Source organism: Nioella sp., assembly GCF_964229645.1.
GTDB lineage: Bacteria > Pseudomonadota > Alphaproteobacteria > Rhodobacterales > Rhodobacteraceae > Nioella.
In genome coordinates, this window is record NZ_CAXREX010000117.1 from 20487 (window position 1) to 32824 (window position 12338).

Consider the following 12338-nt stretch of genomic DNA (forward strand, 5'->3'; position numbering starts at 1 on the left):
TCTTCGCCCTGGTCTGATCCCGGTCGCACCTGGCCCCTGATCCGCCTGTCCTGCAAGCTGCCTGCATGCGACGCTTCTTCCTGTTCTTTGCCGATCTCCTGGCCGCCGCCTACCTGATCGTGATGTTGGCTGGGCTGTCGATCCTCCCGCGCCTGCCCGACCGCGCCGTAACGGACGCTGCCTGGGCGGGCTGCCGCCTGTCGCAAGAGTGGGGCGTATCGGTTCACTGCCCCTCAACCCCTCTGGGCTGGCTCATCGAGTGGAGCGTCGAAAGCGCGGCGACACTTGTCACACTCATCTTTGCCTTCCTGTCCGCCGATATCGGATCGGGCCACCCCGCGCTTGGCGGCTACATCCTGCTGGCAGTCCTCACCCTTGCCCAGGTCCTGCTGGTTCTGTGGGCGCTCTGGCGGGTGGGAACAGGGCTGGCACGGATGATTGCGCGCGCGGCGGGCTGACCGCGTCTAGCCCTGTCGCGCGCTTTCCAGCTGCGGCCAGACCGGCTGATCGGGGATATGCAGGCGCAGGCTGTCACCGAGGGTCAGCACCCCTTCCCGTTCCACCCAGGCCGTGACCCCGCGCCGCCCCATGGCGGCGGCCTTGAACGCCTTGCCGTGTCCAGGGCCCTCTGCGTCGATTGGCTTGGCAGGCAGATGGCAAGGGCGGTTTTCCATGTCCACAACAAGCGTGACGCCGTCGGGCCCCTGAAGGCGCGAGGATGGGGGCACATGGGTGAAATCCGGAATGCCCTCGATCACAAGGCTTGCCCCGACCAAGCCGGGGTCAAGCGCGGCGACGCCCATATCCTCGGCAATGGCTGCAAGGTCCTCGGCGCTCAGGATCGTCAGTTGCCGCACATTGCGGATCTCGGTGCCCCTGGGGTGCTGCGACAGGACCCGGCTGCACGAGGGCCGCGTCAGCCCGGCATGGGTTTCACCGGCAGGACCCGCGAAAGACAGCACCATCCGGTCGAGGGGCCGAGAGGGAAGCCCCGTTCTGCGGTCGGGATTGGCCCCGAGCCAGGTGACGCGGGCGGAATACGAGGTGGGCAGAAGTGCGGGCATGACGAAACCTTCACTGGCAAGCGGGATATGATCGGGACCAAAGCCGCTACGCCCCCAGGCTGCAACCCGGAATCGACCGCAATGAAAAACCCCAACCAAAGGGCCGGGGTCTTCCTGTCCGAACGGGACCGATCAGGCGGAGGGTTCCGGCTCCATCGGGCCGTCGCTGCCATCGGCCTTGGCCTTGGGCTTGGTCTTGGGGATCGCCGTGACCGAGGCAGTGCCGCCGGTATCGGCGTCATCATCGTCCTCACCCCGGTGCAAGGCCTCGCCTGCGATCACCTTGGTGATCTCGTTGCCGGTCAGGGTCTCGTATTCCAGCAGCCCCTGCGCCAGCCGCTCCAGGTCGTCGGCTTTCTCGGTCAGGATGCGCTTGGCGGTCTGGTAGCCTTCGTCCACCAGTGCCTTGACCTTGTCGTCGATGATCTTCTGCGTCGCCGCCGAGTGGTTGGATCCACCGCCATAAGCGCCAAGGTAGCTTTGCTGCTCGTTGGCGTAATCGACATAGCCCAGTTCCTCGGCGAAGCCGAACTGGGTCACCATCGCGCGCGCGATCTTGGTGACCTGCTGGATGTCAGAGGCCGCGCCGGAGGTGACGTTTTCCGGCCCGAAGATCAGCTCTTCGGCAACGCGCCCGCCCATGGCCATGGCGATCTTGGAGGTGTATTTCGTGTAGCTCACCGACAGCTGGTCACGTTCCGGCAGGCTCAACACGAGGCCGAGCGCCCGGCCACGCGGAATGATCGTCGCCTTGTGGATCGGATCGTGCTGCGGGACGTTGAGCCCGACGATGGCGTGACCGGCCTCGTGATAGGCGGTCAGCTTCTTCTCGTCCTCGGTCATGACCATCGAGCGGCGTTCGCTGCCCATCATCACCTTGTCCTTGGCGTTCTCGAAATCTTCCATCGTGACGAAGCGCCGGTTGACGCGGGCGGCCATGAGCGCTGCCTCGTTCACGAGGTTGGCCAGGTCCGCACCCGAGAAACCCGGGGTGCCGCGCGCGATGATGCGCAGGTCCACGTCGGGGCCAAGCGGCACCTTGCGGGCATGCACCCCCAGGATGCGCTCGCGCCCCTTGATGTCGGGATTGGGCACCTGAACCTGCCGGTCGAAACGACCGGGCCGCAACAGCGCCGGGTCCAGAACATCAGGCCGGTTGGTGGCGGCCACGATGATGATACCTTCGTTGGCCTCGAACCCGTCCATTTCAACCAGCAGCTGGTTCAGCGTCTGTTCGCGTTCGTCATTGCCGCCGCCGTAGCCCACGCCACGGGACCGGCCCACGGCGTCGATTTCGTCGATGAAGACGATACAGGGCGCATTCTTCTTGGCCTGCTCGAACATGTCACGCACGCGGCTTGCGCCAACGCCCACGAACATTTCAACGAAGTCAGAGCCCGAGATGGTGAAGAAGGGCACGCCCGCCTCGCCCGCGATGGCGCGTGCCAGCAGCGTCTTACCGGTGCCCGGAGGACCCACCAGCAGGGCGCCCTTGGGGATCTTGCCGCCAAGGCGGCTGAATTTCTGCGGGTTGCGCAGGAATTCGACGATCTCCTCCAGTTCTTCCTTTGCCTCGTCGATCCCGGCCACGTCGTCAAAGGTCACGCGGCCATGCTTTTCCGTCAGCAGCTTGGCCTTGGACTTGCCGAAGCCCATGGCCCCGCCGCGCCCGCCGCCCTGCATGCGGTTCATGAAGAAGATCCAGACGCCGATCAGCACCAGCACCGGAAGCCACATCATCAACCCGGCCATGAAGCCCGACTGTTCCTGCGGACGCGCCTGGATGCGCACATCGTTTTCCAGCAGGACCGGGGTCACGTCGACTTCGGACGGGCGAACCGTCTCGAAGGTGCCCTGACCGGTCGTGAACTGGATCGTCTCGCCATCGAGTATCACCGAACTGACCCCGCCGCCTTCGACCTGACTGATGAAGTCGGAATAGGCGACCGAACGCGTGCTCATCGTGGCCTGGTTGCCACTGAACAGATTGAACAGCGCGAGGATCAGCAGAAAGAGGATGACCCAGAAGGCGATATTTCTGGCATTGCCCAAGAGAATTCTCCTTACCTAGGCGCCCGGGGAGAGATCCGCACCGGGCACTCCGCCTAAAATAGGCATGCGCAGGCTGACTTCAATGCGATTTTAACGAGGCGTGAAACCCCGCTGATGCGGCATATTCGCAATGAATCGCGCGATCATTGAACAAATCGGGCGATGCGAGCAGATCGTCGCCGCTCCAGATACCCGGATGAGACAGCAAAACAGCGTGCGGAAGGTCCTCTGGCCGGTCGATCCGGGCCAATCCCTCTTCGCCGAGCGGTCGGATCGTGGCACCGGGCGCACCATCCATGCGGATGCGCCACCGCCCGTCCCATGTCGCCGCCCCGTCAGCGGGCACTTCTACGCCCGAGACCGCCTTCCATTCGCGCACCAGGAAGAGCACACCGCGTGACGGGACCAGCCGACACCCCTGAAGCGTGCCGCCCTGCCCTGCCAGCGCCTTGTCGAGAATGGCCGAGAGCGACGCGAGACGGGGCTTGTAGACCTCGCCCGAGAGGCAGGCCAGCCCATGTGCCACCAGGCGCAGGCGGGTTTCCTCCTCGACCCCGGCCAGCCCGGCGCGATCGAACATCAGGATGCCGGACTGTTCGGCCACAACCTCGCGGGCCACGTCCACGGCGCGGGCGATCAGCGCCTGCCGGGCGCGGGCCATGGCAGAGGCTGTTTCCGACAGGCGCGCGGCATCGAGACCAAAGGGAATGAGTTGCTTGAGCAGTCGGCGCGCCCGGACCCGGTCGAAGCGAGGGTCGTCATTCGAGGGATCCTCGCTCCAGCGCATGCCCTGGCGGGTCAGCCAGACGCGCAATTCATCGCGCGTGGCGTCAAGCAACGGGCGCAGCAGAAAGTCCTTGCCGAAACGCCCCTCTGACATGGCAGACAGCCCATCGACCCCGGATCCGCGTGCCAGCCGCATCAGCACCGTTTCGGCCTGGTCGTCCTGGGTGTGTCCCAGCAGGATCGCCCCGATCCGTTCCCGTTCGCAGTGTTCGGACAACAGCCTGTAGCGGGCCGCACGCGCGGCGGCCTGCAGGTTGCCGCGCCCGTCCCAGCCCTGCCAGTGAAGCGTGTCATGCATGGCGCCCATGCGAAGCGCTTCGCGCGCAACCATGCGCGCCTCGTCGCCCGCTTCCGGGCGCAGCCCGTGGTCGACGGTCAGGGCATGGATGCGACAGTCGTTTTCCGAGGCCCAGTCACAGGCGAGCCCCAGAAGCGCAAGGGAATCCCCGCCACCCGAGACAGCCACGGCCAGTCGTTCCGGCCTCTGGCCCGCGAGAAGCCGCTCCATCGCGGCGTCAAAGCGGGCCTCAAGGCTCAATTGCAGGAAAGACGGGTCATCGCCGCCCGGGCATCCAGCACGATGGGCGACGCGGGGTAGCGGATTTCGACCTCGCGCAGTGTGAGGCAAGCTTCGTCGCGCTGTCCCAGTTCGTTGAGACTGGTGCCAAGCCGATAGAGGCTTTCGGCCGCGCGCGGGGCGTCCGGCGCGCCCGAGAAACTGGCGAGATAAGCCCGCGCGGCCCGGTTCCAGGCACCCTGACCGGCTTCGGCCTGTCCGCGCCAGTAATGCGCCTCGGCGCTCAGCGCCCCGCCCGGATAGGTTTCGGTATAGGCTTCGAAGCCTTCGGCCGCAGCCGCGTAATCCCCCGCCTCGTAGGCGGCCATCGCGGCATCGAAATCGGATTGTTCGGCAGCGGCGAGTGCCGGACCATTGGACGGCGCAGACGGCAACGTGCCCAGGCCCAGAACCGGCGCGGCCGGTGCCTCACCCCCGCCAAGGGTCGGGGTTTCGCCAAGGGTGCCGATATCGCAGTCGCTTTCCAGCTCGCAAAGCCGGAATTCGAGGTCACCGATCCGGTTGGTGCCATCCATCACCACGCGATCGACGCGGATCTGAAGCTCTTCGGTTGCGTTGGTCAGGCGGCGCAACTCGCTTTCAATGGCGTCGATCCGGGCGATCGTATCGCCCCCGCCAACCCCGGTAGGGCTGCCGGTGGTCGACAGCTCGGTGCGCAGGCGCTGGATTTCCACCCAGAGCACCGAAAGTTCCTGCCGGATGTCGGCAAGGGTTTCTTCCCGGCCCTGGGCAAGGGCCGGGCTGAACGGCGCGGCCAGCGCCAGCACAAGGGCAAGGGCAAGCGCGCGCCGCATCGGATCAGACCCCCGACCCGGCTTCCAGCACCGTCACCGCGCGGCGGTTCTGGCTGTAGCAGCTTTCTTCAGAGCAGATCGCCAGCGGACGTTCCTTGCCGTAGCTGATCGTGCGCAAACGGTCAGAGGTGATGCCGCGGCTGACTAGATAGGCTTCCACCGCGGCCGCGCGGCGGGCTCCAAGGGCCAGGTTGTAGTCGCGGGTGCCCTGCTCATCGGCATGACCTTCGATCACGGCACGGTATTCCATGTTGCGCAGCATCCAGTCGGCCTGGAGGTCGAGAATGCCGCGGGCCTCGGCGGTCAGGGTCGACTGGTCGACCTCGAACAGCACCCGGTCGCCAACGGTTTCGTTGAAATAGGCCACCGAGTTGGGGTCGAGCGCTTCGCCCGCGCCGCCGGCACCACCGGCACCGCCCATGCGGGCATCGCCGAAATAGCGGTTGTCGCCGCAGGCCGACAGCCCCAGCACCGTGACCAGAAGGGTCAGTTTCAGGAAAGTGTTCATACTGCTTCGTCCTCGCATTCGCGCCGTTCTTGGCGCAAGAGTATCACGCGGCGGGCCTTGTGAACATGCCCGCCGCATCAGGGGTTCGTTACCGCAGGAGCGGCGACCATGCCGGGTCCGAGGCCATGCCGGGCGTCGAAACGCGCTGAAGGTTCCGCCCGGAGATATCGACCGAGTAGATCGCGGGCGCCCCGTCGGCCCCGGCGGTTTCGCGGGTGAACATGATCACGCGGCCATTGGGGGCCCAGGTTGGGCCTTCATCGAGGAACGACGAAGTGAGCAACCGTTCCTCGGACCCATCGGTGCGCATAACGCCGATATGGAAGCGGCCATCCTGCTGGTTGGTGAAGGCGATCAGGTCCCCGCGCGGCGACCAGACCGGAGTGCCATAACGGCCGTCATTGCGGCTGATCCGCCGGCCTTCGCCGCCAGAGGTCGGCATGATGTAGAGTTGCTGCGTGCCCGAGCGGTCGCTCTCGAACACGATCTGGCTGCCATCGGGCGAAAAGCTGGGCGCGGTCTCGATCGAGGGCGCATCGGTCAGGCGGCGACGGTCCCCGGTTTGCAGGTTCAGCATGTAGATGTCGGTATTGCCGCCCCGCTCTGCCGAGTAGACCACGCTGTTGCCATCTGGCGAAAAGCGCGGGCTGAAGGTCATGGTCAGGGTGTCGTCATCCAGCGGGCGCGCCTGAACCGTGGCCAGGTCCATAAGATAGATGCGCGGAATACCGGTTTCGTAGCTGGTATAAAGAATGCGGTCGCCATTGGGGGAGAACCGGGGGGCCAGCACCAGCGAACGGCTGTCGGTCAGGAACTGAACATTCGCGCCGTCATAATCCATGATCGAGATCCGGCGCAGGCGGGCGTTCTTGGGGCCTTCCTGGGTTACGAAGACCACGCGGCTGTCGAAATAGCCGGTTTCACCGGTGATGCGCTCATAGACGTGATCGGCGACCGTGTGGGCCATGCGCCGCCAGCTGTCCGGGCTGCCCACGAATTGCAGGCCCGAGCCGAGCGGCTGTTCCGAGAACACGTCGAACAGCCGGAAACGGACGACCAGCTGGCCGCCCTCCATCGTGACGGACCCCGTGATCAGCGCCTGTGCGTTGATCGCCTGCCAGTCATCCCATTGCACCGGGCTGTCGAAACTGGTGACAGAGGAAATATGCGCGCTGCGCGGCACCTCGCGGAACAATCCCGTCCCAACCAGGTCGGCGGCGATCACGCGGGTGATGTCGCTGGCAGCATCGGTCGCGGCACTGTTGCCCGCGATGAATTCCGGCAGGGCGAAGGGCAGCGGTTCGATGACGCCTTCGGTGATCTCGATGCGCAGCGGCCCGGGGCTCTGCGCGGCCAGTGGCGAGGCAATCGCCAGCAGAATGGCCAGCAGGGTCATGAAAAATCGGGTCATCTGAGTCTCAGTTCCTCGGGATTGAAGGTTATCTCGATAATGCGCCAGTGATCGTAGCTTTCAACCGGCAGATCGTAACCGGAAGCCCCACAGCGGATCACCGCGCGCCGCGCGGCTTCAAACGCCTGCATCGCGGCGGCATCGGACCCGCCGCGGGATTCCAGCAACCGGATCGAGCCCGACTGGGGCCGCCCGTCGCGTTCCATCATCACTTCGATGGTCACGACTGTGCTGAGCGCTTCTGACGACAAGGACCCCACGTTCCAGCATTGCTGCACGGCCAGCCGCAGTCCGTCTTGCTGCGCCGCCGAGAGGGGCGGGCCGGACGGCGTGGCGGGAGCTGGCGGGGTCTCGGTGGCGGCATCCGCCACGGCGGCGGCGATGGCATCGGCCAGCGGATCGCGTTCCTCGACCTGCGGGGGCGCGTCAGGCGCGGGCGTTTCGGCCACGGTGCGGATCGGGCGCGAAGGCGGACGGAAGGACGACACCGGCGCGAGGGACGCAGCGGGCGTTTCCGCTTCGGTCACGATCTCGGTGGTGGCTTCCTCGGGTGCAGTGGCCGGCGTGTCGGGTGTCGGTGCGGGCGTTTCGGAGGGTTCGGGCCGCGTGACCACCTCGGGCGCGATTTCCACCTCGGGGGGCGGGGCGGGTGCGGGCGTTGGCGCCACACGCGGGGCTTCGTTCGGGGCTGGCGTGTCGGAGGGTGCGGCGGTCGGGTCCGAGGCCGGCGGCGACGGCAGCGCGGCCAGTTGGTCCTGCACCTGCGTTTCGGGCGGCGGCAACAGCGCGCTGACATCGGGCTGAGTTTCCACCGGAGGTTCGGGCGCCGCTTCGGGCGTGGCAACCTGCGGTGGGGTCTCTTCAAGCGCGGGGGCCTCGGGCTGCGTGACCTCTGGCGTTGGGGCAAGCGCTGCTGGCTGTTCCACGACCTGTGGAACCGGCACCACCGGGGCTTCGAACATCGCCTCGAAATCCTGCACCGAGACCAGCGTCACACCGGTCACCTCGAATTCCGGTTCCTCGGAATCCCGGAACCAGCTGCCACCCAGGATCACCCAGAGCAGCAGTGCGAAGTGAAGTCCGCCGGACGCGTAGAGAGACCGCCGCATCGGCCCGTCACTCCCCGTCCTGCCCGTCAAGGCGCGGGCCGCCGGAATCCGTGACCAGACCGATATTGCGGAAGCCGCCCGCGTTGAGCGCGCCCATGACTCGCATCACGTCGGCATAGGGAATGGCCCCGTCGGCGCGCAGGAAGATCTGGTTGCTGTCGCGCTCGGCGGCAATGCCCTGCAGGCGCGTTACCAGATCCTCCATCGGAACTTCGGTGGTCTGGATCATCACCCGCCCATCCGGTGTCAGGGTTACGGCAAGGGGTTCTTCCTCTTCCTCGCCCGGCAAGGGCTCGGCCGCTGTCTCGGGCAGTTCGATCGGGACGCCCACGGTCATCAGCGGGGCCGAGACCATGAACACGATAAGCAGCACCAGCATCATGTCCACGAAGGGCGTGACGTTGATTTCCGACATGGCGGCATGCCGCGAGCGGCGGCCTGCGCGCCTGCGCCCGCCCGTCTGTTTTTGCTGAACGCCTGCGCCCATGGCTCAGTCCAGCTGCCGCGACAGAAGCGTGGAAAACTCGTCGGCGAACCCTTCGTAGCCCGCCACAAGGCGATCGGCATCCGCCGACAGCTTGTTATAGAGGATCACCGCCGGGATTGCTGCCAGAAGGCCAAGCCCCGTGGCCATCAGCGCCTCGGCGATACCGGGGGCCACGACAGCCAGCGAGGTGTTGCCCGAGGAGGCGATTTCCTGGAACGAACGCATGATGCCCCAGACCGTGCCGAAAAGCCCGATGAAGGGCGCGGTCGCGCCCGTAGTCGCAAGGAAGTTGAGCCCCTTGGTCAGCCGTTCCGCTTCGCGCGAAATGGCCACGTCCATCGACCGGTCGACCCGCTGCTGCACACCGGGGATGAGCGCCCCGTCATCGCGCAGAGAACGTTGCCATTCGGTCATGCCTGCCACGAAAACCCGCTCGGATGCGGATCGGGGGCGGTCTGCCACCTTGTCGAACAGCTCATCCAGCGGCTCGCCCGACCAGAAGGCCGCGTCGAACTGCGCCGCGCGACGGCGCGACAAGCGATAGGTGGAGAATTTCTGGAACGCGATCGCCCAGACCCAGATCGATGCTGCGAAAAGCATCACCATGACAATCTGGACGGTGAAGGTTGCGCGGAAGAACAGGGCGATCAGGGAGAAATCCATCTCCTGCGCCATGCTCAGCGTTTCGGTTTCCATTGGTCAGTCTTCCTGTATGCCGGCCTCAAGCGGACGCCGGTTCTGCGCGGCGCCTCATTTGGAGGGGAATCTAGCAAACAGGAAGGGTAAAAACCATCGGCTTGCATCACTGTCGGTTTCACTGCTGAAACGTAACCAGCTTTTGGCGGATATCCGCCGGAATTCGCACCGCGCGACCGCTTTCGGCAAGGCAAACCACCTGAACCTGCGCCGCGTAAATCCGCTCATCCCCGCGCCAGACCACCTGTTCGAGATCGAAACTGGCCCCTTTGACGCCAGTCAGGCAGGTCTCGACCCTCAGGTCATCTTCGAATCGGGCGGGTGCGATGAAATCCATCTCCATCCGGCGCACGGCGAAGACGATGCCCTGTTCGGCTTTCAACGCGCTTTGCGAAATTCCCGCCTCGCGCACCATTTCCGACCGCGCCCTTTCGATGAACTTGAGGTAGTTGGCGTGGTAGACGATGCCCGCAAGGTCGGTGTCTTCATAGTAGACACGGCAGGTGAAGTGATGGGTCATGATGGCCGTCCAATCCGCGCCGCCAGACGCAGGGCGTGGCTGGCATTGGTGGCCGATGCGGGCAGGATCGGGTCATAGCCTGCGCGGATCACGGCGGCAATTTCGGGCTTCAGCACCGCAGGCTGGCCGGGGGCGGCTGCCAGGGGCGAGGCGTCGGTAAAGGCGGTGTCCGACCACAACAGGATCGTCTGCACCACCTGGCTGAGCGCGATGGTCTCCGCAGGCACCCTGGCCATCTCGGCATCCATGCGCACGAAGACGAAGGCGGCCTGGATTGCCCCAGCCGCGTCGAAACGGAAGCTGCGATACTGGTTCGCGTCCACTGCTTTCAGCCGCTCGACCGTCTCGGCAAGGTCAGGGATCAGCCGGTCGAGATTGGGCGTTTCGGTCAGTTCGTCCCACTCGCGAAAGAAAAAGACCATGAGGTTCGCGCCCAGTTCCGGGTCGGTCTCGGCCATCTGGTGCCCGGCCAGGGCAACCACGGCTTCGATCGCGCCTTTGAGGGTCGATACCGTCTGATCCTCGACCCCGAAGACGACCGGCGCAATCGGCCGACCCCACCGGGCGAAGAGGTAGGTCCCGTCGGAACGGGTAAAAAGACGGGCGACGGCGTCAGGCTCCATGAGGGGTTCCTTACAGGCGGTTTTCCATGATCCAGGCCGCGAATACCGGATCATAGGCGGCAGGGCCATAGACCTCGGGCGCGCGCCCCTGATCGAAGAAGGCCGCAGCGGGCGCCCCGTCGGAAATGCGGATCCCCCAGGCCCCGGCCGACAGGTTGCAGGCATGTGCCATGCATCCAGCGCCAAGCACCCAGTCCCCGCGCTGCACCACGCTGTTGGCCGGACCGATCCTGTCCGACAGGTCGCGGATTTGGTCCTCGGTCAGAATGGACAGGAAACGGGCACGCTCGCCTGCGTCGCGGAAGATCGAGAAAGGATGTTCGCCCACCCAACGGGTTGCATCGGCACCGGGGCCGGCTGGCTGGCCGGCAAAGGGTGCGGCACCGGGTGCGGTCGTCATCCCCTCCGCGCTGAACCGGTAGGTAGTGAATTCCTGGCGCAGCCCGTCGGCAAAGATATCAAGTTCCAGCGCATCGGGCAGCACCCGCAGATCAGTCACCGCCCCTTCGCAGGCCTCGGTTTCCCCCATGAGTTGCACGGTGCCCTCGGCAACCCGGATCACCGTGATCCCCGGTCCGCACATGTTGCCACCATGGTGATGCGTGGCCAGGAGCCAGTCATGATCCGACCCTTCGAGCGCCCAGGCCCCCAGGATTTCCCACATGTAATCCAGCTCCACCGGCATCGGCGCACCGAGAACCACCAGCGACTGGCTGGGACGCGCGCCCACGACCGAGGCCGCACCGAAGCGGGTTTGGTATTGGTCATGGCTGCCGAAAGACATATCGGCACAGGCAGCGCCCGCTGCCAGGGTGACGAGGGCGGCACTGAGAATGCGGATCATGGTCAAAACTCCCCAACGGGTCAGATGAGGCTGCCCTGTTCGGGCGGCATCGGCGCAGCCAGGCCCAGATGTGCCCAGCCCTTCGATGCCAGCATCCTTCCGCGCGGCGTGCGCGCGATCAAGCCCTGTTGCAGCAGGTAAGGCTCGATCACCTCTTCGATTGCGTCCCTGCTTTCCGAAAGGGCGGCGGCCATGGTTTCAACGCCGACGGGCCCGCCGCCGTAGTTCTCGGCCATCAGGCTCATGTAACGCCGGTCTGCTCCATCGAGCCCGAGGTGATCCACCCCAAGACGGGTCAGGGCGCTGTCGGCGATCTCCTGGGTCAGTCGTCCGTCGCCTTCCACCAGCGCGAAATCAACCACCCGCCGCAGCAGCCGCCCGGCAATCCGGGGCGTGCCGCGCGCACGGCGGGCAATTTCCAGTGCACCTTCAGGATCGGACGGCACACCGAGCATCCGTGCCCCGCGGGTCACGATCTCGTTGAGTTCCGCGACCGTGTAGAACTGCAACCGGGTTGGAATGCCGAAGCGGTCACGCAGCGGCGTGGTCAGCAACCCGAGCCGCGTGGTCGCCCCGACAAGGGTAAAGGGCTGCAACTCGATCCGCACGGTGCGCGCGGCAGGACCCTCACCGATCACGAGGTCAAGCTCGAAATCCTCCATCGCGGGGTAGAGCACTTCTTCCACGGCCGGGTTGAGGCGGTGGATCTCGTCAATGAACAGAACGTCACGCGATTCCAGGTTGGTCAGGATCGCCGCAAGGTCGCCCGCCTTGGCCAGCACCGGGCCGGAGGTCATGCGGAAGTTCACGCCCAATTCGCGCGCCATGATCTGCGCCAGGGTCGTCTTGCCCAGACCCGGCGGCCCG

General features: G+C 65.7%; 14 protein-coding genes. 1 reads left to right on the top strand and 13 read right to left on the bottom strand.

Features of this window, described 5'->3' with window-relative positions; genetic code table 11:
* Nucleotides 1–65 precede the first annotated feature (65 nt).
* On the top strand, nucleotides 66–458 hold the full coding sequence (locus ACEQXV_RS08095; RefSeq protein WP_370252092.1) for a hypothetical protein: 393 nt from the start codon (nucleotides 66–68) through the stop codon (nucleotides 456–458).
* Between the two features lie 6 nt (nucleotides 459–464).
* On the opposite strand, the gene ACEQXV_RS08100 is transcribed toward ACEQXV_RS08095, so the two are convergent.
* The 13 genes from ACEQXV_RS08100 to ruvB all read right to left on the bottom strand — a co-directional run.
* Nucleotides 465–1064: an MOSC domain-containing protein gene (locus ACEQXV_RS08100; RefSeq protein WP_370268654.1), complete on the bottom strand. Its 600-nt coding sequence runs from the start codon at nucleotides 1062–1064 to the stop codon at nucleotides 465–467.
* 132 nt (nucleotides 1065–1196) lie between these two features.
* Nucleotides 1197–3116, bottom strand: a complete 1920-nt coding sequence (ftsH, locus tag ACEQXV_RS08105; RefSeq protein WP_370252088.1) for an ATP-dependent zinc metalloprotease FtsH — start codon at nucleotides 3114–3116, stop codon at nucleotides 1197–1199.
* A gap of 79 nt (nucleotides 3117–3195) precedes the next feature.
* The gene (gene tilS / locus ACEQXV_RS08110) at nucleotides 3196–4440 is read right to left on the bottom strand and encodes a tRNA lysidine(34) synthetase TilS (protein WP_370268656.1); all 1245 of its coding nucleotides are present in this window, start codon (nucleotides 4438–4440) and stop codon (nucleotides 3196–3198) included.
* Complete coding sequence (gene ybgF / locus ACEQXV_RS08115) at nucleotides 4437–5273, bottom strand: tol-pal system protein YbgF (RefSeq protein WP_370268658.1); 837 nt, start codon at nucleotides 5271–5273, stop codon at nucleotides 4437–4439. Before ybgF ends, tilS begins: the two co-directional genes overlap by 4 nt.
* 4 nt (nucleotides 5274–5277) lie before the next feature.
* Complete coding sequence (pal, locus tag ACEQXV_RS08120) at nucleotides 5278–5781, bottom strand: peptidoglycan-associated lipoprotein Pal (RefSeq protein ID WP_370268659.1); 504 nt, start codon at nucleotides 5779–5781, stop codon at nucleotides 5278–5280.
* An 88-nt stretch (nucleotides 5782–5869) separates the two neighbouring features.
* Complete coding sequence (gene tolB, locus ACEQXV_RS08125) at nucleotides 5870–7192, bottom strand: Tol-Pal system beta propeller repeat protein TolB (protein ID WP_370252080.1); 1323 nt, start codon at nucleotides 7190–7192, stop codon at nucleotides 5870–5872.
* Complete coding sequence (locus tag ACEQXV_RS08130) at nucleotides 7189–8301, bottom strand: energy transducer TonB (RefSeq protein WP_370268661.1); 1113 nt, start codon at nucleotides 8299–8301, stop codon at nucleotides 7189–7191. Before ACEQXV_RS08130 ends, tolB begins: the two co-directional genes overlap by 4 nt.
* A gap of 7 nt (nucleotides 8302–8308) precedes the next feature.
* Entirely contained in the window at nucleotides 8309–8788 is a 480-nt protein-coding gene (locus tag ACEQXV_RS08135) for an ExbD/TolR family protein (RefSeq protein ID WP_370268663.1), read from the bottom strand.
* 3 nt (nucleotides 8789–8791) lie between these two features.
* Nucleotides 8792–9484, bottom strand: a complete 693-nt coding sequence (gene tolQ, locus ACEQXV_RS08140; RefSeq protein WP_370252074.1) for a protein TolQ — start codon at nucleotides 9482–9484, stop codon at nucleotides 8792–8794.
* Between the two features lie 118 nt (nucleotides 9485–9602).
* Nucleotides 9603–10004 (bottom strand): tol-pal system-associated acyl-CoA thioesterase, encoded by a 402-nt coding sequence (ybgC, locus tag ACEQXV_RS08145; protein ID WP_370252072.1) that lies wholly within the window; start codon nucleotides 10002–10004, stop codon nucleotides 9603–9605.
* Entirely contained in the window at nucleotides 10001–10627 is a 627-nt protein-coding gene (locus ACEQXV_RS08150) for a hypothetical protein (protein ID WP_370268665.1), read from the bottom strand. Before ACEQXV_RS08150 ends, ybgC begins: the two co-directional genes overlap by 4 nt.
* 10 nt (nucleotides 10628–10637) lie before the next feature.
* A complete protein-coding gene (locus ACEQXV_RS08155; protein ID WP_370268667.1) occupies nucleotides 10638–11471 on the bottom strand; it encodes a hypothetical protein in 834 nt (277 codons plus the stop codon).
* A 20-nt stretch (nucleotides 11472–11491) separates the two neighbouring features.
* Nucleotides 11492–12338: Holliday junction branch migration DNA helicase RuvB (ruvB, locus tag ACEQXV_RS08160; RefSeq protein WP_370268668.1), on the bottom strand; the 847-nt coding region annotated here is incomplete at its 5' end.